Source organism: Streptococcus infantis (assembly GCF_047460685.1).
GTDB lineage: Bacteria > Bacillota > Bacilli > Lactobacillales > Streptococcaceae > Streptococcus > Streptococcus infantis_AD.
Map to the genome: position 1 here is coordinate 60,420 of NZ_JASHFS010000008.1, position 18,095 is coordinate 78,514.

Annotated in this window: 22 protein-coding genes and 2 tRNA genes; 12 read left to right on the top strand and 12 right to left on the bottom strand. The window is 40.2% G+C overall.

Annotation, left to right across the window (positions count from 1 at the left end):
- Positions 1 to 22 precede the first annotated feature (22 nt).
- The 5 genes from QM917_RS05225 to QM917_RS05245 all read right to left on the bottom strand — a co-directional run bounded on the left by QM917_RS05225 (position 23) and on the right by QM917_RS05245 (position 3,009).
- Positions 23 to 95: transfer RNA gene (locus QM917_RS05225), tRNA-Lys, on the bottom strand.
- Between the two features lie 61 nt (positions 96 to 156).
- Positions 157 to 672 carry a DUF308 domain-containing protein gene (locus QM917_RS05230; RefSeq protein WP_414285163.1) on the bottom strand — a complete coding sequence of 172 codons (516 nt, stop codon included), beginning with the start codon at positions 670 to 672 and terminating at the stop codon, positions 157 to 159.
- Positions 673 to 890: 218 nt separating this feature from the next.
- Positions 891 to 1,307: a helix-turn-helix domain-containing protein gene (locus QM917_RS05235; RefSeq protein WP_235084148.1), complete on the bottom strand. Its 417-nt coding sequence runs from the start codon at positions 1,305 to 1,307 to the stop codon at positions 891 to 893.
- Between the two features lie 94 nt (positions 1,308 to 1,401).
- Positions 1,402 to 1,474 (bottom strand) — tRNA-Lys (locus tag QM917_RS05240).
- 263 nt (positions 1,475 to 1,737) lie between these two features.
- Entirely contained in the window at positions 1,738 to 3,009 is a 1,272-nt protein-coding gene (locus QM917_RS05245) for a replication-associated recombination protein A (RefSeq protein WP_281335498.1), read from the bottom strand.
- Positions 3,010 to 3,124: 115 nt separating this feature from the next.
- Between QM917_RS05245 and QM917_RS05250 the strand changes: the two genes are divergently transcribed.
- The 9 genes from QM917_RS05250 to QM917_RS05290 all read left to right on the top strand — a co-directional run bounded on the left by QM917_RS05250 (position 3,125) and on the right by QM917_RS05290 (position 12,155).
- Positions 3,125 to 3,595, top strand: a complete 471-nt coding sequence (locus QM917_RS05250) for a DUF3013 family protein (RefSeq protein WP_281335497.1) — start codon at positions 3,125 to 3,127, stop codon at positions 3,593 to 3,595.
- A gap of 18 nt (positions 3,596 to 3,613) precedes the next feature.
- Complete coding sequence (locus QM917_RS05255; protein ID WP_281335496.1) at positions 3,614 to 4,681, top strand: site-2 protease family protein; 1,068 nt, start codon at positions 3,614 to 3,616, stop codon at positions 4,679 to 4,681.
- A 1-nt stretch (position 4,682) separates the two neighbouring features.
- Positions 4,683 to 5,111 carry an NUDIX hydrolase gene (locus tag QM917_RS05260; RefSeq protein ID WP_281335495.1) on the top strand — a complete coding sequence of 143 codons (429 nt, stop codon included), beginning with the start codon at positions 4,683 to 4,685 and terminating at the stop codon, positions 5,109 to 5,111.
- Positions 5,108 to 5,581, top strand: coding sequence for a GNAT family N-acetyltransferase (locus QM917_RS05265; protein WP_153224866.1), 474 nt, complete (start codon positions 5,108 to 5,110; stop codon positions 5,579 to 5,581). The genes QM917_RS05260 and QM917_RS05265 overlap by 4 nt, the downstream gene beginning before the upstream one ends.
- Before the next feature lie 137 nt (positions 5,582 to 5,718).
- A complete protein-coding gene (gene prmA / locus QM917_RS05270) occupies positions 5,719 to 6,669 on the top strand; it encodes a 50S ribosomal protein L11 methyltransferase (protein WP_281335520.1) in 951 nt (316 codons plus the stop codon).
- 1 nt (position 6,670) lies between these two features.
- Complete coding sequence (locus QM917_RS05275) at positions 6,671 to 7,414, top strand: 16S rRNA (uracil(1498)-N(3))-methyltransferase (protein ID WP_281335494.1); 744 nt, start codon at positions 6,671 to 6,673, stop codon at positions 7,412 to 7,414.
- A 10-nt stretch (positions 7,415 to 7,424) separates the two neighbouring features.
- On the top strand, positions 7,425 to 9,221 hold the full coding sequence (gene pepF, locus QM917_RS05280; protein WP_414285164.1) for an oligoendopeptidase F: 1,797 nt from the start codon (positions 7,425 to 7,427) through the stop codon (positions 9,219 to 9,221).
- Between the two features lie 104 nt (positions 9,222 to 9,325).
- Positions 9,326 to 11,134: an NACHT domain-containing protein gene (locus QM917_RS05285; protein ID WP_414285165.1), complete on the top strand. Its 1,809-nt coding sequence runs from the start codon at positions 9,326 to 9,328 to the stop codon at positions 11,132 to 11,134.
- A gap of 352 nt (positions 11,135 to 11,486) precedes the next feature.
- Positions 11,487 to 12,155, top strand: coding sequence for an MIP/aquaporin family protein (locus QM917_RS05290; protein ID WP_075231899.1), 669 nt, complete (start codon positions 11,487 to 11,489; stop codon positions 12,153 to 12,155).
- A 217-nt stretch (positions 12,156 to 12,372) separates the two neighbouring features.
- Here the strand turns inward: QM917_RS05290 and queF are convergent, their stop codons facing one another.
- The 7 genes from queF to QM917_RS05325 form a co-directional block, all read right to left on the bottom strand.
- Positions 12,373 to 12,864, bottom strand: a complete 492-nt coding sequence (gene queF / locus QM917_RS05295) for a preQ(1) synthase (protein ID WP_248034826.1) — start codon at positions 12,862 to 12,864, stop codon at positions 12,373 to 12,375.
- An 18-nt stretch (positions 12,865 to 12,882) separates the two neighbouring features.
- A complete protein-coding gene (queE, locus tag QM917_RS05300) occupies positions 12,883 to 13,599 on the bottom strand; it encodes a 7-carboxy-7-deazaguanine synthase QueE (protein ID WP_075231901.1) in 717 nt (238 codons plus the stop codon).
- Positions 13,592 to 14,035 carry a 6-carboxytetrahydropterin synthase QueD gene (queD, locus tag QM917_RS05305; RefSeq protein ID WP_125458237.1) on the bottom strand — a complete coding sequence of 148 codons (444 nt, stop codon included), beginning with the start codon at positions 14,033 to 14,035 and terminating at the stop codon, positions 13,592 to 13,594. Before queD ends, queE begins: the two co-directional genes overlap by 8 nt.
- Positions 14,035 to 14,688: a 7-cyano-7-deazaguanine synthase QueC gene (gene queC, locus QM917_RS05310; protein WP_414285166.1), complete on the bottom strand. Its 654-nt coding sequence runs from the start codon at positions 14,686 to 14,688 to the stop codon at positions 14,035 to 14,037. Before queC ends, queD begins: the two co-directional genes overlap by 1 nt.
- Positions 14,689 to 14,891: 203 nt before the next feature.
- Positions 14,892 to 15,206, bottom strand: a complete 315-nt coding sequence (gene trxA / locus QM917_RS05315) for a thioredoxin (protein ID WP_001029584.1) — start codon at positions 15,204 to 15,206, stop codon at positions 14,892 to 14,894.
- Positions 15,207 to 15,220: 14 nt separating this feature from the next.
- Complete coding sequence (locus QM917_RS05320; protein ID WP_000570260.1) at positions 15,221 to 15,442, bottom strand: DUF4649 family protein; 222 nt, start codon at positions 15,440 to 15,442, stop codon at positions 15,221 to 15,223.
- Between the two features lie 97 nt (positions 15,443 to 15,539).
- A complete protein-coding gene (locus QM917_RS05325; RefSeq protein WP_060955241.1) occupies positions 15,540 to 15,920 on the bottom strand; it encodes a MarR family winged helix-turn-helix transcriptional regulator in 381 nt (126 codons plus the stop codon).
- A gap of 181 nt (positions 15,921 to 16,101) precedes the next feature.
- On the opposite strand from QM917_RS05325, the gene QM917_RS05330 reads away from it, so the two are divergent.
- The 3 genes from QM917_RS05330 to QM917_RS05340 all read left to right on the top strand — a co-directional run bounded on the left by QM917_RS05330 (position 16,102) and on the right by QM917_RS05340 (position 18,017).
- A complete protein-coding gene (locus QM917_RS05330; protein WP_414285167.1) occupies positions 16,102 to 16,476 on the top strand; it encodes a CidA/LrgA family protein in 375 nt (124 codons plus the stop codon).
- Positions 16,473 to 17,168, top strand: a complete 696-nt coding sequence (locus QM917_RS05335) for an LrgB family protein (protein WP_414285168.1) — start codon at positions 16,473 to 16,475, stop codon at positions 17,166 to 17,168. The genes QM917_RS05330 and QM917_RS05335 overlap by 4 nt, the downstream gene beginning before the upstream one ends.
- Positions 17,169 to 17,369: 201 nt before the next feature.
- Positions 17,370 to 18,017 carry a hypothetical protein gene (locus QM917_RS05340; protein WP_153224874.1) on the top strand — a complete coding sequence of 216 codons (648 nt, stop codon included), beginning with the start codon at positions 17,370 to 17,372 and terminating at the stop codon, positions 18,015 to 18,017.
- Positions 18,018 to 18,095 lie beyond the last annotated feature (78 nt).

An 18,095-nucleotide genomic window follows, 5' to 3' on the forward strand; every position in this document is an offset into this window, starting at 1 on the left:
CTTATTTCTGTTGATTTAGATGTGCCCCCTGCAGGGCTCGAACCTGCGACCCATAGATTAAGAGTCTACTGCTCTACCAACTGATCTAAGAAGGCAAATAAAAAGCTGAGAATGTAACTTCCCAGCTTTTTTAATATGCCCAAAATGGCAGCTAGATTATTTACGAAAGGCATCAAGGATATAGGTGAAACCAACAATTAAAAATGCAAAGGCAACGACATAAACGACAAAGACACTTGTAGCTACTGGATTGAACAAAATCACTAGACCTAGTAAAAATGCAAGCAACGCTATCCACATGATATGGTTGCCAATAATAGGGAAAATCAATCCCAGACGATTGCCTTTAAAGAAAGCTATAATGGCTTCTACAATTAACCAAATTCCTAAAATAGTTGGAATGACAACTGGCAGCGTCACAAAGCCATAGGCAACGAGGTAAAGAGCTAAGAGAAGATTAACAATCCCTTGGAAAAGATGAGCTGGTGAGCGAAGCTCTTTTGGTACAGAGAAATAGCCTAAAATAGCTGCTATGGAAGCAACCAGTAAACCAAATGCAATCCACCAGCTGTAAGCAACAAGATTAGCTACTGGGTCTGTAAATAGAAAGAGTGCTAAAAGGACAAAAATAACTCCTGCAAGGAATAGCGATAAACGATTAGAAAATTTCATTTCAAGACCCCCTATATAGTATAGTTTTCTAATAAAACTATTGTACTTATTTTTATAGAAAATGTCAATAAAATAAATAAACAATTTGGAAGTTTCAGTCTGACTTACAAAAAGAAAAGGAGTTTTCACTCCTTTTCACAGATTGAAGACAAAGTCCTTATAAAAGTGTCTTCTAAAGATTTTAACTTCAATCTGAAGCGAGGTTATCCTCGCTTTTTCTATTTATCAAACAATTCCTTATTTTCAATTAAGAGCTCTAGTGGAGATTTATCTCTTGCTTCAATAAAACCAGGTTCATATTGGGTATGAAGTGTTCTTTTCTGAGAAGTTGGATCAATATACAACTCTTTTCCATCTTCTGTGTATAGTTGGTTGCCTCTTGTTAGGTAAAGTAAATCCTCTAAGTACTGTCCATCAGTATGTAGGAAATGCTCGATGTATTTGACAGCTTTTAAGATTTCACTTACTTTATCAGAGTATTCATTAGATTCAAGAACACTCTTTTCTAACTCAATCTCTTTACTCGTTCCAAAGAGTTGGGTTGGAGTTGCATTAAAATATTCCGCTATCTTATCCAAATTTGCAAAGGTAGGATAGCTTTTTTGTTTTTCATAATCAGAGATGTCTGGAAAGATTGCTCATAAAAAAATGTGGGGCAAATGATGGGGCAAATCAGTTATAGACAAGCAAAAAAGCCTTGAAATCAAGGCTTTTTCCTGTTGATTTAGATGCCCCCTGCAGGGCTCGAACCTGCGACCCATAGATTAAGAGTCTACTGCTCTACCAACTGAGCTAAGGAGGCAAATAAAAAGCTGTATTGGTGCCGAAACTTCACGGTTTGTATTGAACCCGCGCAATTAAGCAGGTGGGCAACTCGCTCTAACTGAAGCTGTTTCCGTGTGAGACGGCCTACATGCTGTTAGAAGACTTTTGTTTCCCTAATAATACAAAAAATAGTCGGTCAACACTTAAGTGTGAGGTCGTACACCACAGCGTTTCTATGTTTATATAATACCACTTTTTCAAAAAAAATCAAGAGGAAAATGCAATTTTTTGAAAAGGATTTCACAAGTTTCGTAATTTATCAATGGTTTCCTTGCGTTGAGCCAGGGCCCGTTCGTATTTTCCACTATCTTCTGGAGAAAAGTAGTGATGGTCACGGATTTTTTCTGGCAAATAATCTTGCTTGACCCAGTGACCAGGATAGTTATGGGGATAAAGATAGTTTTGGGCGTTTCCCAATTCCTTGCTACCGCCATAGTGGCCATCTCGCAAGTGACGTGGAATCGACAGATGCCCCGATGTTTTAAGGTCAGACAAGGCCTTATCTATAGCCACGTAGGCTGAGTTAGACTTAGGTGAAAGTGCCAGATCAATGACGACATTGGCAATGAGAATACGAGCTTCGGGGAAGCCGATTCTTTGCGCAGCATCCAAAGCAGTTACGGTATGGATCTGGGCATCGGGATTAGCCAAGCCGATATCTTCATAAGCAATCACCGTCAAACGGCGTGCCAAACTAGGAAGGTCACCAGCTTCTATCAAGCGAGCAGCATAGTGGAGACTAGCATCGACATCGGATCCACGGATGGATTTTTGCAGGGCAGATAGAACATCATAGTGTCCGTCTCCATCCTTGTCCATAGTGATGTAGCTTCTCTGAAGACTATTTTCCATGATGTCAAGCGTGATATGACGGATACCGTCATCATTTTCTGGAGTGGAGAGAACTGCCAAATCAAGTGAGTTAAAGGCAGAACGGAGGTCACCGTTGGTAGATGTTGCGATAAAATCAAGGGCATCATCATCTAACTCAACAGGGAAATCAAAGCCTCGTTCAGGGTCAGTCAAGGCGATTTGAATGGCTTTTTTGACATCTTGGTTAGACAGAGGTTCCAATTCAAAAATCTGAACACGGCTACGGATGGCTGGAGTGACAGAAAAGAAAGGATTTTCAGTTGTCGCACCAATCATGATGACCAGGCCACTTTCCAAAAGTGGCAGGAGAAAGTCTTGCTTGGTCTTGTCTAAGCGGTGGATCTCGTCTAGGAGTAGTACAAGACCACCTGAAAACTTGGCTTCTTCGGCGATTTCTTGGAGACGTTTTTTACTATCAACTGTCGCATTAAAGGTCCGAAAGGCATACTTGGTCGTTCCAGCGATGGCTGAGGCGATACTGGTTTTTCCGATACCCGGAGGTCCATAGAGAATCATAGACGATAGGCGGTTAGCCTCCACCATGCGACGGATGATTTTTCCTGGGCCGACCAGATGCTCCTGACCGATAACCTGGTCGATGGTTTTGGGGCGCATACGAAGTGCGAGATTGTCTGGCATAGCAGTCCTTTCTAACATGGATTTTCTGATGTATATGTGGTAATATGGTAGTATCTATTTTAGCATATTTCCGAGTATTCGGGGCGATTAAAGAATCGTATAGAAAGAGGACAAAATGGCAACATATGGATTTTTAGATGTTTTACAAGAAGAGTTGGACAAGAACTTTCCTTTTGACTATGAGATTAGTTGGGACAAGCGCAATCATGCGGTTGAAGTGAGCTTTTTACTAGAAGCACAAAATCCTGCAGGAGTTGAGATGGTGGATGAAGACGGAGAGGTGTCATCAGACGATATCCTCTTTGAGGAAGCAGTGCTCTTTTACAACCCTGCCAAGTCAACTGTTAATGAGGAAGACTATTTGACAGTCATTCCTTACTTACCTAAGAAAGGTTTTTCTCGTGAATTCTTAGCTTATTTCGCCCTATTTCTCAAAGATACTGCAGAGGTTGGGCTAGATGCCCTCATGGACTTTTTGGAAGACCCAGAAGCAGAAGAATTCGTTATGGAATGGAACCAAGAAGTCTTTGAAGAAGGAAAAGCAGGCTTGGAAGAAGGAGAATTTTACCCTTATCCGAGATATTAGGAGTTGGTTGGAGATTTTATGAAGAAAATTGGGACTTATTTGGTTTATGTGCTAGCTTTTGCCTTTATTATGCTAGCTTTTGCTTGTGGAACCATCGCATTTGCAGAGTTGGGATATTCCGCAGTTTTAGCCTTTACTTTTGGTTATGCCTTCGCTCTTCTAAGCATGTATGTGATATTTATTCTTCATGAGTTGGGTCATGCTTTTTGTGGCTACTTGACAGGCTATCGGCTGGTGGCTTTTGGATTAGGACATTTTCTTTTGACCAAAAAGTCAGACAGATTTCATCTTAGTCGAACAGCAGTTTTGAAAAATGTTGGTGCTCAGTATATTGGATTGAAAGAAGATGAAAGCGATCAAAGAATCATCCTGATGCTTTCAGGAGGCTTGCTGGTTCATATCAGCTTGATGTTATTGGCGATATTGTTTGGATTTTTGACAAGAAGTTGGTATTTTGCTGGTACTTGGATTTTTTTGAATTTGTCTTTCTTCCTAAACAATGCTTTGCCAGTCGGCATAACCGATGGAGCGAAAATTTGGGAATTGAGACAACACCCTGAAAATACCAAATACGCCTACTTGGTATTGAGACATTCTGCTCAAACTTTGCTGGCTCCTCAAGAATATGATTTAAAAGACTTTATCATGCCTGTTGCTGAGGATGCGAGAGGGAGTTTTGCAGAAAGTGTTCAGACTCTTCAGGGATTGGTATTCATATTGGATGATAATATAGAGCTTGCAAAGCAACAGCTTCAGTCTGTGTTAGAGAAAACAGATAATCCAATGTCTAAAACTATTTCTCAATTATACCTTCTTCAAATTGCTCTGATAGAAGGAGATAATAAGAAAGCGGAAGAATATGCAAGTATTCGAGGGGTCAAATCCTTTTTATCTCTAAAAACAGCAGATATGCAAGTCATTCAAGCTTGGTATCAATTTAAGGTAAAGAAAGATGTAGTTCAAACTCACAAGGCTATGAAGATTGCTAGACAGAAAATGAATAGCAGCCGAATGCTGCGGGATGAGAAAAGATATTATGAAAACTGGTTAGCCGAGCTGGAAAAGGAATTAGCCGAAGGAGTCTAATATGGAAATAGAAATTTCTGATTTTACAGGCTCTAAAATTGCCTTGATTTGTGGGGATAAGGTCTTGACTATCTTACGTGATGACAAGGACGATATCCCTTGTCCCAACATGTGGGAGTTGCCAGGTGGTGGTCGTGAAGGAAACGAACGCCCTTTCGAGTGCGCAGCGCGTGAAGTTTATGAGGAATTGGGAATTCATTTAGATGAAGACTGTCTGCTTTGGAGCAAGATTTATCCTAGCGTAATCTTTAAAGACAAGCAATCGGTCTTTATGGTTGGTCAGCTAAGACAAGAACAATTTGACAATATCATCTTCGGAGATGAAGGACAAGGCTATAAATTGATGCCTATTGAGGAGTTTTTGAAGTCTAAACAGGCAGTACCTCAGCTCCAGGGGAGATTGAGGGATTATTTGGAGGAAAGTTTATGATAAGACTTGAGAGAGCAGGAGCAGAAGATTTAGAAACGATTATTGCCATTCAAAGAGCTAGTTTTAAAGCAGTTTATGACAAATACCAAGATGAATACGATCCTTATCTGGAGGACCACGAACGAATTAAGTGGAAATTAGTAGAGCGTCCCAATAGCTATTACTACTTTGTAAAAGAAAACGAAGATAAAATCGGATTTCTACGAATTCAGACTAATGAAGAGTTAACGAAAGCTTGGTTGGGAACAGCAGCGATTTTGCCTCCGTATCAGGGAAAAGGGTATGGATCTGAAGGATTGCGCTTGCTAGAAGAGGAATTTTCAACCGTTAGACAATGGGATTTGTGTACGGTATTACAGGATGCAGGCATGGTCGCCTTCTACGAGAAGAATGGCTACCAACAAACCCATATCGAACCTGAAAAAGAAGGCATGGATATGGTCTACATGAAAAAATTGATAGAGAAATAGAAAGGATGGTTCAGTTAAATTTCTAAACTGAATCCGCCCTAAACACTGTGCCAAAAAGATAAACTTTTCTTAGACACAAGCGTCTTCAGAGAGTTTCCTATTTTGGCTTTGTGTTTTACGGGCTTGGTATCTTAATGATGGAAACGTGGCAAGAGTTAAAAGTTACAGTGAAGCGTGAGGGGGAGGAATTAGTTTCCAACCTCTTGATTGAGTTAGGTGCCCAAGGGGTAGCAATCGAAGACAGCATGGACTATGTGGGAAATGTGGACCGCTTCGGTGAGATTTTTCCAGAAGTCGAGCAACAAGAGGAAATCGTGGTGACCGCCTACTACCCTGATACGGTTGATGTGGCAGTGGTGGAAGCGGACTTGCAAACTCGTCTCTCAGAATTGACCGACTTTATGGACTTAGGAGAAATCAAGATTGGCACGACTGCCTTGGCTGAGGAAGACTGGGCTGACAATTGGAAGAAATACTATGAGCCAGCTCGTATCACTCATGACTTGACCATCGTGCCGTCATGGACGGACTATGAGGCGACAGCTGGCGAGAAGATTATCAAGCTAGATCCAGGGATGGCCTTTGGGACTGGAACACACCCGACAACTAAGATGAGTCTCTTTGCCTTGGAGCAGGTTCTTCGTGGTGGAGAAACAGTGCTAGATGTGGGGACTGGATCAGGCGTCCTCTCTATTGCTAGCTCGCTACTTGGTGCTAAGGAAATTTTCGCCTATGACCTAGATGATGTGGCAGTTAGAGTTGCTCAGGAAAATATTGAGCTAAACCCTGGTATGGAAAACATCCATGTAGCAGCAGGAGACTTGCTTAAGGGAGTTGAGATTGAGGCAGATGTGATTGTAGCTAATATCTTGGCGGATATCCTCGTTCATCTGACGGATGATGCTTACCGCTTGGTCAAGGATGAAGGCTACCTCATCATGAGTGGCATTATTAAGGACAAGTGGGATATGGTGCGCGAATCGGCTGAGTCAGCTGGATTTTTCCTTGAAACTCACATGGTTCAAGGGGAATGGAATGCCTGTGTCTTTAAGAAAACCAAGGATATTTCCGGTGTGATTGGAGGCTAGGATGCAGCAGTATTTTGTCAAAGGCAGTGCTATCTCTCCTATCACCATCGAGGACAAGGAAACCAGCAAGCATATGTTTCAGGTTATGCGCTTGAAAGAAGATGATGAGGTGACCTTAGTATTTGATGATGGAATTAAGCGCTTGGCGCGCGTGCTAGATGTGGAAAATCGTCAGTTTGAGTTGGTAGAAGAACTAGATGACAATGTGGAACTGCCCGTTCAAGTGACCATTGCATCCGGCTTTCCCAAGGGGGACAAGCTTGAGTTTATCACTCAAAAAGTAACAGAACTCGGTGCCAGTCAAATCTGGGCCTTTCCTGCCGATTGGTCGGTTGCCAAGTGGGATGGCAAGAAGTTGGGTAAAAAGGTCGAGAAACTAGAAAAAATCGCCCTCGGAGCAGCCGAACAAAGCAAGCGTAACTTCGTTCCAAGTATCAAGCTGTTTGAGAAAAAATCAGACTTTCTAGCACAACTGGACCAGTTTGATCGCATCGTGGTGGCCTATGAAGAGTCGGCTAAAGAAGGAGAATCCGCTGCCCTTATACAGGCAGCCTCGGGTCTTGAAAAAGGAGCAAAACTGCTCTTTATCTTTGGACCAGAAGGTGGTCTTTCACCTGCGGAAATTGAAAGTTTTGAAGCTAAAGGAGCTGTTCTGGCAGGACTTGGGCCTCGGATTCTAAGAGCAGAAACAGCACCGCTTTATGCCTTATCTGCTATAAGTGTTTTATTAGAATTAGAGAAATAAGAGGAAGAAAATGGAACAAAAACACCGTTCAGAATTTCCCGAAAAGGAACTTTGGGACTTGACAGCCCTATACCAAGATCGTGAGGATTTCTTGCGTGCCATTGAAAAGGCGCGTGAAGACATCAATCAATTTAGCCGTGACTACAAGGGCAATCTTCACACTTTTGAAGATTTCGAGAAGGCCTTTGCGGAATTGGAACAAATCTACATTCAGATGAGTCATATTGGCAATTACAGCTTTATGCCTCAGACGACAGACTATGGTAATGAAGATTTTGCTAATATCGCTCAGGCTGGGATGGACTTTGAGACAGATGCTAGCGTAGCTTTGACCTTCTTTGATGACGCCTTGGTAGCAGCAGATGAAGAAGTCTTGGACCGTTTGGGTGACTTGCCACATTTGACGGCAGCTATTCGTCAAGCCAAAATCAAAAAAGCCCACTATCTTGGGGCTGATGTGGAGAAGGCCTTGACCAATCTGGGTGAAGTTTTCTACAGTCCACAGGATATCTATACTAAAATGCGAGCTGGGGACTTTGAAATGGCTGATTTTGAAGCCCATGGAAAAACCTACAAAAACAGCTTTGTGACCTATGAAAACTTCTACCAAAACCACGAGGACGCTGAGGTTCGTGAGAAATCCTTCCGTTCTTTCTCAGAAGGACTACGTAAGCACCAAAATACGGCAGCTGCAGCCTACCTTGCTCAAGTCAAGTCTGAAAAACTATTGGCAGATATGAAGGGATACGGCTCAGTTTTTGATTATCTTCTGGCTGAACAAGAAGTAGACCGTGCCATGTTTGATCGTCAGATTGACCTCATCATGAAGGACTTTGCGCCAGTTGCTCAGCGATATCTCAAGCATGTTGCCAAGGTGAATGGTCTTGAAAAGATGACCTTTGCGGATTGGAAATTGGACTTGGACAGTGCTCTCAATCCAGAGGTTAGCATTGATGATGCCTATGATTTGGTCATGAAGTCAGTAGAACCTTTGGGACAAGAATATTGTCAGGAAGTTGCTCGCTATCAAGAAGAACGCTGGGTGGACTTTGCTGCCAATAGTGGCAAGGATTCTGGTGGCTATGCAGCTGATCCATACCGTGTGCATCCATACGTTCTCATGAGCTGGACAGGTCGTTTGAGCGATGTTTATACCTTGATTCATGAAATCGGGCATTCTGGTCAATTTATCTTTTCAGACAATTACCAAAGCTATTTTAATGCCCACATGTCGACCTACTATGTCGAAGCGCCGTCAACCTTCAATGAATTGCTTCTCAGTGATTATTTGGAGCATCAGTCTGATGATCCTCGTCAAAAACGCTTCGCTCTTGCTCACCGCTTGACAGATACCTACTTCCATAATTTCATCACCCACCTCTTGGAAGCAGCCTTTCAGCGTAAGGTTTATACACTGATTGAAGAAGGGGAAACCTTTGGAGCAAGCAAACTCAACAGCATTATGAAGGAAGTCTTGACAGAGTTCTGGGGGGATGCCATTGAGATTGATGATGATGCAGCTCTGACTTGGATGCGCCAAGCTCACTACTACATGGGCTTGTATAGCTACACCTACTCAGCGGGACTAGTCATCTCGACAGCAGGTTATCTTCATCTGAAACATTCTGAGAACGGAGCTGAAGATTGGCTCAATCTCCTCAAGTCTGGAGGTAGCAAGACACCACTTGAGTCAGCTATGATTATCGGAGCCGATATTTCAACAGACAAACCACTCCGTGATACTATTCAGTTCTTGTCTGACACAGTTGACCAGATTATCGCCTACAGTGCCCAGTTGGGGGAATAAGAGGATAAGGAAAATACTCTATAATAAAGTTGATCTTTTTGAAAATCCAATATACAATATGTCATTGTTTATTTAATATTTACAGAAGATGATAGGAGAATATGATGCCAGTTACCAGTGAAAAATCTATTACAAATGCATTAGTAAAAATGCTTCCCAAATTATGGGCGAGGAGTAAAAAATTTTATAATGATAAACAGTTTAAAGTCGAAAGTGAATTAGGAGTTGTTTTCAAAGATTACTTGGAATATTCATATGAAAAATATTCTACTGTAAAGACATTATTATATAAAAATGAAGGTAAATTTTTATATAATTTTTATGAACCACAGTTTTTAGAATCTGGAAATGGAGAGGTTGTTGACACTACAAATTCAAGTTTGATTTTTCAGAAAAATAATAAAATAATTGTTACTGGAACTGGTGGTGTAGGTAAATCTATGCTTATGAAGCATATATTTATAAACCAAATAGACACTGCAAGTAGCATTCCAATTTTCATAGAATTAAAATCTATAAATGAGAAACCATTGGATGATTTTGATTTTGAATTATTTATTTTTGAAGAGATTAAATGTCATCATTTGAATATAGAGAGAGAACATTTTCAAGAAACACTAAAATCTGGGGTATACACTATAATATTTGATGGACTTGATGAAATTATATCTACTCATAGAAATGTGTTAGACAAATCCTTAAAAGAATTTGTAGATATACATAATAAAAACAGCTATATTCTTAGCTCTCGCCCGTCCGATGATTTTATAGGTTGGTCTAATTTTTTAGAATATGAGATTAAGTTATTGACTAAAGAGCAGGCTGTTTCTCTCATTTTAAAATTAGAGTATGAATCAAAATTAAAAAATAAGTTTGCAAAAGAATTAAAAGATACATTATATGATAACCATGAATCTTTTGCTTCAATCCCTCTGTTGTTAACTATTATGTTAATGACATATGAAGATGGTGCATCTATTCCCAATAATCTAACTGATTTTTACAACCTAGCATTCTATACTCTCTATCAAAAACATGATGCATCGAAATCTGGTTATAAAAGAGAATTGAATTCTAATTTATCTCCTGAACAATTTAAAGAAGCTTTATCTTATCTAGCAATGAAAACATTTTTTAAAGGACAGATAACCTTTAATACTGACAGTTTTAATTCTTATCTTGATTCTTTTAAAGAAAAAAATACTGTGAAATTTGTAAATTCAGATTTCATTAGGGATTCTATTTCTAATGTTTGTATGATTTTACAAGATGGTATTTCTTATAAGTTTTCTCACAGGTCGTTTCAAGAGTATTTTGCTGGTGTCGGAGTGAGTAAATTAGATGATCAAACACAAAAGAAACTTTTAACTTCATGGGCAATAGAAGATGGAAACCACATTTCATATAATAAAACATTTCTTACAACTTTATTGACAGTCCAACAAAACCGAACATATTTAAATTTATATGTTGAGCTAATAAAAAAAGTAAAAGTACTATATAAAAGTTCACAGGATTTAGGAGAGTTTATAAGTATTTTCTTTAGAGTATTTAAGCTAGGTAATAATCCATTTAAAAAAAATTCAGAAAGAATAGCTTTTATTATCAATGAAGATTTTAGGGCGTTCTATCGTATACATTTTAAGGTTATTGAAGATTCTGGTTTGAATATAAATGATATAGACGATATAGAAATAGGAGATGAGTGCTCTAAGAAATTAATTAAATTCTTAGAAAAAAAGGGAGATGTAAATTATACTCAATTCCCAGAAGAATATAAAGAAGCTTTATGTAAGTGGATTGAATCATGGTTTGTTAAAAGATTGAATTTTATCTTTGATTGGTCTTTCAAGATTATAGAAAATAATAAAACTAAGAAGAGAACAACAGCTTCTATAATTGATGATATTTGATTTTTATCATATCGTTGGCTTGTAAAAGAAAAAATCCAATTGTTCCCTAAAGAATACTCTTTATCAAAATTGGTCTAGTCTTATTGTGAATTATTTTATTGATTGCTTTACCTACTCTCTTTCTTGTTTTGAGTTGATACGATAGAATTCTATGCAATTGCTGGAGGGAAAGCTCCATCTAAAAAATAATAGGAAGTCATCTACGGATGGCTTTTTAATGTTAACAACTTCCCTAAAAGCTTGACTATGTCTCCTTATGTATATCTCCTTATGTATATTTCCAAGCACATTTCTTGAAACCCTTTCCTTCTTCTGATAGACTAATACATAGTTTGAAAAAAGGAGATTTAACATGAAAAAATTTGTTGCTGAATTAATCGGTACTTTTATGCTTGTGTTCATCGGAACAGGAGCTGTTGTTTTTGGAAATGGTATTGAAGGACTTGGACACCTTGGAATTGCTCTTGCTTTTGGTTTGGCAATCGTAGTCGCAGCTTTCTCAGTTGGAACTGTTTCAGGTGCTCACTTGAACCCAGCTGTTTCTATCGCTATGTTTGTTAACAAACGTTTGTCATCTTCAGAGCTTGTAAACTACATCCTCGGTCAAGTGGTTGGTGCTTTCCTTGCATCAGGATCTGTCTTCTTCCTCTTGGCAAATTCAGGTATGTCAACTGCAAGTCTTGGTGAAAATGCCTTGGCAAATGGTGTAACTGTTTTTGGTGGTTTCTTGTTTGAAACAATTGCAACTTTCTTATTTGTTTTGGTCATCATGACTGTAACTTCAGCAAGCAAAGGTAATGGCGCAATCGCTGGTTTGGTGATTGGTTTGTCATTGACAGCTTTGATTCTAGCTGGCTTGAACATCACTGGACTTTCAGTAAACCCAGCTCGTAGCTTGGCTCCAGCTGTCTTGGTGGGTGGCGCAGCTCTTCAACAAGTTTGGATTTTCATCCTTGCACCAATCGTTGGTGGAGTTCTTGCAGCTCTTGTTGCTAAAAACTTCCTTGGAACTGAAGAATAATTGAAACTCAAAAAGCCTTGCTCCTCAGCTTGAGGAACAGGGCTTTTTCGTATGATACTCTTCGAAAATCTCTTCAAACTACGTCAGCGTCCATCTGCAACCTCAAAACAGTGTTTTGAGCTGACTTCGTCAGTTTTATCTACAACCTCAGAGCAGTGCTTTGAGCAACCTGCGGCTAGCTTCCTAGTTTGCTATTTGATTTTCATTGAGTATGAGTTTAGCGGTTGTCAATTTTCTCTGGATAAAGGTCGTGTTGGAAGAGGCGTTGTTCTGCCAATCCTTCATACTTGGTTCTAGGTCTACCGTAGTTGTAGTAAGGGTCGATTGAAATGCCACCGCGTGGAGTGAATTTTCCCCAGACCTCTAAATAGCGAGGGTCTAGCAAGTTGACCAAGTCTTTCCCGATGGTATTGATACAGTTTTCGTGAAAATCCCCATGATTTCGGTAACTAAAGAGGTAGAGTTTGAGGGATTTTGACTCGACGCAGAGCTTGTCAGGAATGTAGGAAATATAAATAGTTGCAAAATCTGGCTGAGCAGTGATAGGGCACAGGGAGGTAAATTCAGGACAGTTGAATTTGATGAAATAGTCATTTTCCACATGACGATTGTCAAAAGATTCGAGGACTTCTGGTTGATAGTCGAAAATGTAGTTGGTTTCTTTATTGCCTAGTAGGCTAAGGTTTTTCATTTCTTCTTGTTGTGACATGATTTTTTCTTTCTAATCTTAAACACCACGTTGGTTATCGTATAGGAGGGTATGGAGTTGAGGAAGGACGCGGACATTGCCCCAGCTATCGTCAGTAGCAACGCGTTCCCAGAGTTCTTTGAGGCGGTCCAGTTGGTCTTGGACAATATTTCCTGTAGCCTTGGGTTCAGGATTTCCAGCCGATAAGAAGAGGACATCTGGTTGGTAGCGTTCTTGTATCCCTTTAGCAAAGGTCAAATCTGCATCGTCAAAGACAGGGATTTTAAAGGTGACCTTGTTTGGATCCAGTTGGGAAACAATGAAGTCCAAGGTCTCAAAGTTGACTTCCATCTTGGATGAAGGAGGTTTGGGACTGAGAGTGACCTGGTCGATATCTTTCAACCAATTTTGCCAGCGGGAGCCTTGAGTTTCAACAGCTAGAGTGACACCGCGTTCCTTGAGCTTGGTGACCAGTTCAGCCATGTTAGCTGCTAGGATAGCAGGATTTCCGCCAGACAAGGTAACGTAGTCGTAGCTCCCCAATTTATCTAATTCAGCAATGACCTCATCAGCTGTCATGCGAGTTGGTTTTTCAGAACCATCCCAAGTAAAGGCAGAATCGCACCAGTCGCAGTGGTAGTCGCAACCTGCAGTGCGGACAAACATGGTTTTCTGCCCAATAGCACGACCTTCACCTTGAAAGGTTGGGCCAAAAATTTCCAGAACTGGTAGTTTGAGGACACGTTCCCTAGTCATCTAACCACTCCCGTCTAAATTCCGCAAAGGCAGTCGGAGTCTCATAGAGGCGAACGTATTCCAAACGGAGACCACGTTCGTCTGGTAACTCTTGGTTCATAGTTTGAAAAATCCAGTAAACCATATTTTCAGCAGTCGTGTTCATATAGGGAAGAGTTTCATTGAGATAGCGATGATCCAAGTGGGGTTCTAAGAAGTTCTTGTAGATCGCTTTGATGTCTCCAAAATCGTAGGTCATGCCACGTTCATCTAAAAATCCACTGACAGCAATTTGCAAATGGTAGGTGTGGCCGTGCAGGGACTTACATTTTCCCTCATAGTGAAAGAGGTGGTGGGCAGCATCAAAGGTAAACTCTTTTGAGACTAAGGTTCTGTGAGGATTGTAGACAAGGGACTCCCCAGTTTCTTGTTTGATTTCTTTGGGTGCAAAAAACATTAGTCCTCTCCTTTCTGTGAGAGATAAACCTCTAAACCATGTTGCCGTAGGTGGCAGGCTGGGCAATCTCCACAGCCACTTCCGATAATCCCATTGTAGCAGGTCAAGGTCTTTTCACGAACATAGTCAAAGGCACCGAGTTGGTCGGCTAATTCCCAAGTTTCTGCCTTGTCTAGCCACATGAGAGGCGTTTGGATCACAAAGTCGTAATCCATAGCAAGGTTGAGGGTCACATTGAGCGATTTGACAAAGACATCACGACAGTCAGGATAGCCTGAGAAGTCTGTTTCACATACTCCTGTCACAATATCCGTAATTCCACGCTGCTTGGCAAGGACTGCAGCAAAGGACAGAAAGAGGTGATTGCGACCGTCAACGAAGGTATTGGGAATCTCTCCTTCTTTTTGATCAATCTCCATATCAGAGGTCAGCGCATTTTCAGTAATTTGTCCTAGCAGAGACATATCTAGGATATGGTGACGAATTCCTTGTTCCTCAGCGATTTCTTTGGCCACTTGAATTTCGAGATGGTGACGTTGGCCATAGGCAAAGGTAACGGCTTCGACCTTTTCATAGTGTTGCTTGGCCCAGAAAAGGCAGGTTGTTGAATCTTGACCGCCACTAAAGACGACCAAGGCTGATTGACGTTTCATAGTACTCCTTCCAAAATGGGAAATGTTCAGAGCACGCAAAAAGCTCCCTAGAGGGAGCTAAAAAATACCAAGTAGAGGTTTTTTTTTAGCGATGGCATGTCCCAAACATCGTGATATTCTAGTTACAGTCTAGCATATTTTTTGAAAAATGGCAAAGGACAAGAAAAAAGAGACCAACTGAATGCACTTGGTCTCTAGTATGATTAACTCAATTCAGCAACGATTGCCTTGATTTGTTCTGCAGTGTGAACACCAGCAACTTGTTTCACCACTTGTCCATCTTTTTTGAAAAGAAGAGTAGGGATAGACATGATACCGAATGAACGAGCTGTATTTGGGTTTTCATCAACGTCCATTTTAACGATTTTCAAGACATCTTCTGAAAGTTCTTCAGACAATTTGTCCAAGATTGGACCTTGCATACGACATGGGCCACACCAAGTTGCCCAGAAGTCTACCAAGACCAATCCGTCTTTAGTTTCTTGTTCGAATGTTGCGTCTGTAATTGCTTTTGCCATAGTATTTCTCCTTTTTAATTATATTGGCTTAAATCTTGTTTCATGAGATAGAAGAAAACATCTCCATAAGTCCCATGGTAGTCCAAATCATGCCCCTTGTAGGTTACTTTTTGGACGGGGTAATAGTCTGCGACACCAATCAGGCAGGCTTGTTGAGAACGTTCAAATTCTTCGTATGACTCAAAGGTCATGGTTCTCTCTTGCTTGCTGGCATCAAGATAAGTGATTTCAATCATAGGATTCTCCTTTGCTAAATCATGTTTTCATTTTACTCCTTGAAAAAAGGAATGTCAAGAAAAATGATTGCGCACGCAAGTTTTTTAAAAAAATATGTTAGGCTAACCAATTAGCTTTTGTCTCTAAGCTCTCTTCGACAGCTGTTTGTAAATAAGCCAAGGTAGTCTGTCCTTCGCTTGTCAGGCAGATAAAACTAGCTCGCTTGTCCTGGTCGCAGCATCTCCGACTAAGTAAACCGCAGTTTTTTGCTTCTAAGCGAGCCACCATCCGTGAAACAGCACTAGGACTCAGGTGGAGTTTGTCTGGCAAGTCGATTTGTCGTAGGGATTTGCCTTCAGCCTGATTTAGAAAGTGCAAGAGGTAAAATTCCTTGAGTGTCAAGGTTTGTTCACTCTGCTCAGCGATGGTCTCTTCTAAAATAGCTTCTAGCTCTACTTGCCTACGGTTGAAGTCAAACCATTTTTCTAAGTAAGTCATGTCCATCTCCTTTCCCTCTATAATAGTGTAATCATACTAGTGCATCTATGATGCTTGCGCACGCAATTAGTATACACCTTTTTGGCTTAGATAGCAAGAAGGATGTTTCTTATATATTTCCTTGAAATTTTCTGAAAAAAGAGTAAACTGGTATGCAGAAAGTCTATTTGTGGAGTTTACAATGAAGTTATATGTTCAGTTAATGATTCTCTTTGTGATTTCTTTAATCGGTGAAGGAATCTCCAGTTTTTTTCATTTGCCCATACCAGGAAGTATCATCGGCTTGATTATTCTTTTTCTTGCCTTGCAGTTCAAGTGGCTGCGTATCCGCCATGTCAATATGGTGGGGAACTTTTTGCTGGCCAACATGACCATCCTCTTTCTACCTCCTGCGGTTGGAATTATGGAAAAGTTTGATGTGATTGCTCCCTATCTCCTACCTATTGTCTTGATTGTCTTTTTTGCAGCAGTGATTAATATCATCTTGATTGCGCTTGTGGTTCAATTTATCAAAAAAAACTATGAAGGTGACTACGAAGAAAGAGGTGCCAAATGAGCGAATTTGTATCCAATCCCCTATTTGGGATTGCTTTGTCAATCTTAGCCTATCTTGGGGGAATGATGATTTTCAGACGCTATCCTCATCCCTTAACGACTCCCTTGTTGCTGTCAGCTATTTTTATTATCATCTTTCTAAAGGTAACTGGCATTTCCTACCAAGATTACTACCAAGGTGGGGTTTATCTTAATAACTTGATTGTTCCTTCAACAGTGGCTCTAGGAATTCCCCTCTATAAGAGTTTCCACTTGATGAAGCATCATGTCAGAAGTATCTTGCTGGGGAGCTTCCTAGCTGTCGTCGTCAATACGATTTTTACCGCTCTAGTCGCAAAAATCTTTGGCATGGACTTTTTCCTAGCCATTTCCCTCTTTCCTAAGTCAGTAACGACCGCTATGGCAGTAGGAATCACAGAAAAGTTGCAAGGCTTGACTACAGTGACCCTAGTAGTTGTCGTAGCGACTGGTATTTTGACCAGCGTTATCGGCCCAACACTTCTAAAGTGGCTAAAAATAGACGATCCAGTAGCTGCTGGACTAGCCCTAGGTGGAACAGGTCACGCCGTTGGAACTGGAACGGCCTTTCGCTATGGACCAGTTGCAGGTGCTATGGGCGGACTAGCTATTGGTGTTACAGGAATTCTCTATGTATTTGTCAGTCCGATCGTAGCCAATTTGATCTTGAGTTAAAAAGCAAGGATTAAGAATTTGGAGAACATCGGTTTTATTTTAGGGTGAGGATGAAAAAGATTGTCCTGTGACCCGAAACTATATCTATCTAGGACTTAAGAGTTGAAGAAAAGTGGCATCAAGGGGATTTTACAGAAATGAATAGAGATAGTTTATGAATGAAAAATTAAATTTTTAAAGAAATATGTGCCATCTGGAGAGATGGTCGAGATTTTATCTAATTTTGAAAATCTGTCCAATCATCCTATTCCACAATATTGGCGGGATGCGTTTCAAACATCAGATTTTTCTAAAAGAAAACAAATCATCCTAGGAGAATGGAAAAAATATCTAGCTGAAGAACTCAGCAATACGATCTCTTATCTAGAAGAGTTTCTGGAGGCTATAGACCTTATCAAAATTGGACCTACCTATTCCTTGCTTTATTCCATTAGAACTTATCAGAGCAAGAGTCTAGTATTTTATGAGGGTAAAATGCCGATTTCGGACCAAGAGTTTACAGACCACTTTAATCAGTCAAAACTAAAACTTGACGGAAGTATCCGTGATTTCTATACACACATTCATGCAGGTTTTAATGATTATACGAGTAAAAGTATGGGATTAGACGATTTAGATATGATTGAACCAATAGCAGATTATGATTGGGAATTTGAGGAGCAGTTAACAGATGATATTTCCTGTTATTACAATTTTTTTAACAATGGTATGGGAAAGTATCTCGTTTTGGACTTGTCTAAACCAATAGATGAAGGAGGTGTGTTTTGGTCAAAGGATGAGTTGCCAGAATATCCGATACCTTTTTGGGATTATGTTGATGAATGGATTATTCTGGGGCTTGATTTCTAGGTGTTTGATTGTCAGTGACTTTATTGATAAGGTTAAAACAGAAAAAGGATGGAATGATTTTCCATCCTTTTTTATCTA

Excerpts from the sequence above, each read along its gene's own strand:
- QM917_RS05325 (WP_060955241.1), bottom strand. The coding sequence starts at position 15,920 with ATGACTTACTTAGAAAAATGGTTTGACTTCAACCGTAGGCAAGTAGAG.
- QM917_RS05340 (WP_153224874.1), top strand. The coding sequence starts at position 17,370 with ATGGTCGAGATTTTATCTAATTTTGAAAATCTGTCCAATCATCCTATT.
- QM917_RS05260 (WP_281335495.1), top strand. The coding sequence starts at position 4,683 with ATGGAAATAGAAATTTCTGATTTTACAGGCTCTAAAATTGCCTTGATT.
- QM917_RS05245 (WP_281335498.1), bottom strand. The coding sequence starts at position 3,009 with ATGCCAGACAATCTCGCACTTCGTATGCGCCCCAAAACCATCGACCAG.
- QM917_RS05230 (WP_414285163.1), bottom strand. The coding sequence starts at position 672 with ATGAAATTTTCTAATCGTTTATCGCTATTCCTTGCAGGAGTTATTTTT.
- queC (WP_414285166.1), bottom strand. The coding sequence starts at position 14,688 with ATGAAACGTCAATCAGCCTTGGTCGTCTTTAGTGGCGGTCAAGATTCA.
- queD (WP_125458237.1), bottom strand. The coding sequence starts at position 14,035 with ATGTTTTTTGCACCCAAAGAAATCAAACAAGAAACTGGGGAGTCCCTT.
- QM917_RS05275 (WP_281335494.1), top strand. The coding sequence starts at position 6,671 with ATGCAGCAGTATTTTGTCAAAGGCAGTGCTATCTCTCCTATCACCATC.
- QM917_RS05290 (WP_075231899.1), top strand. The coding sequence starts at position 11,487 with ATGAAAAAATTTGTTGCTGAATTAATCGGTACTTTTATGCTTGTGTTC.
- QM917_RS05330 (WP_414285167.1), top strand. The coding sequence starts at position 16,102 with ATGAAGTTATATGTTCAGTTAATGATTCTCTTTGTGATTTCTTTAATC.
- queE (WP_075231901.1), bottom strand. The coding sequence starts at position 13,599 with ATGACTAGGGAACGTGTCCTCAAACTACCAGTTCTGGAAATTTTTGGC.
- QM917_RS05255 (WP_281335496.1), top strand. The coding sequence starts at position 3,614 with ATGAAGAAAATTGGGACTTATTTGGTTTATGTGCTAGCTTTTGCCTTT.
- QM917_RS05250 (WP_281335497.1), top strand. The coding sequence starts at position 3,125 with ATGGCAACATATGGATTTTTAGATGTTTTACAAGAAGAGTTGGACAAG.
- QM917_RS05320 (WP_000570260.1), bottom strand. The coding sequence starts at position 15,442 with ATGATTGAAATCACTTATCTTGATGCCAGCAAGCAAGAGAGAACCATG.
- prmA (WP_281335520.1), top strand. The coding sequence starts at position 5,719 with ATGGAAACGTGGCAAGAGTTAAAAGTTACAGTGAAGCGTGAGGGGGAG.
- queF (WP_248034826.1), bottom strand. The coding sequence starts at position 12,864 with ATGTCACAACAAGAAGAAATGAAAAACCTTAGCCTACTAGGCAATAAA.
- QM917_RS05285 (WP_414285165.1), top strand. The coding sequence starts at position 9,326 with ATGCCAGTTACCAGTGAAAAATCTATTACAAATGCATTAGTAAAAATG.
- pepF (WP_414285164.1), top strand. The coding sequence starts at position 7,425 with ATGGAACAAAAACACCGTTCAGAATTTCCCGAAAAGGAACTTTGGGAC.
- QM917_RS05265 (WP_153224866.1), top strand. The coding sequence starts at position 5,108 with ATGATAAGACTTGAGAGAGCAGGAGCAGAAGATTTAGAAACGATTATT.
- QM917_RS05335 (WP_414285168.1), top strand. The coding sequence starts at position 16,473 with ATGAGCGAATTTGTATCCAATCCCCTATTTGGGATTGCTTTGTCAATC.
- trxA (WP_001029584.1), bottom strand. The coding sequence starts at position 15,206 with ATGGCAAAAGCAATTACAGACGCAACATTCGAACAAGAAACTAAAGAC.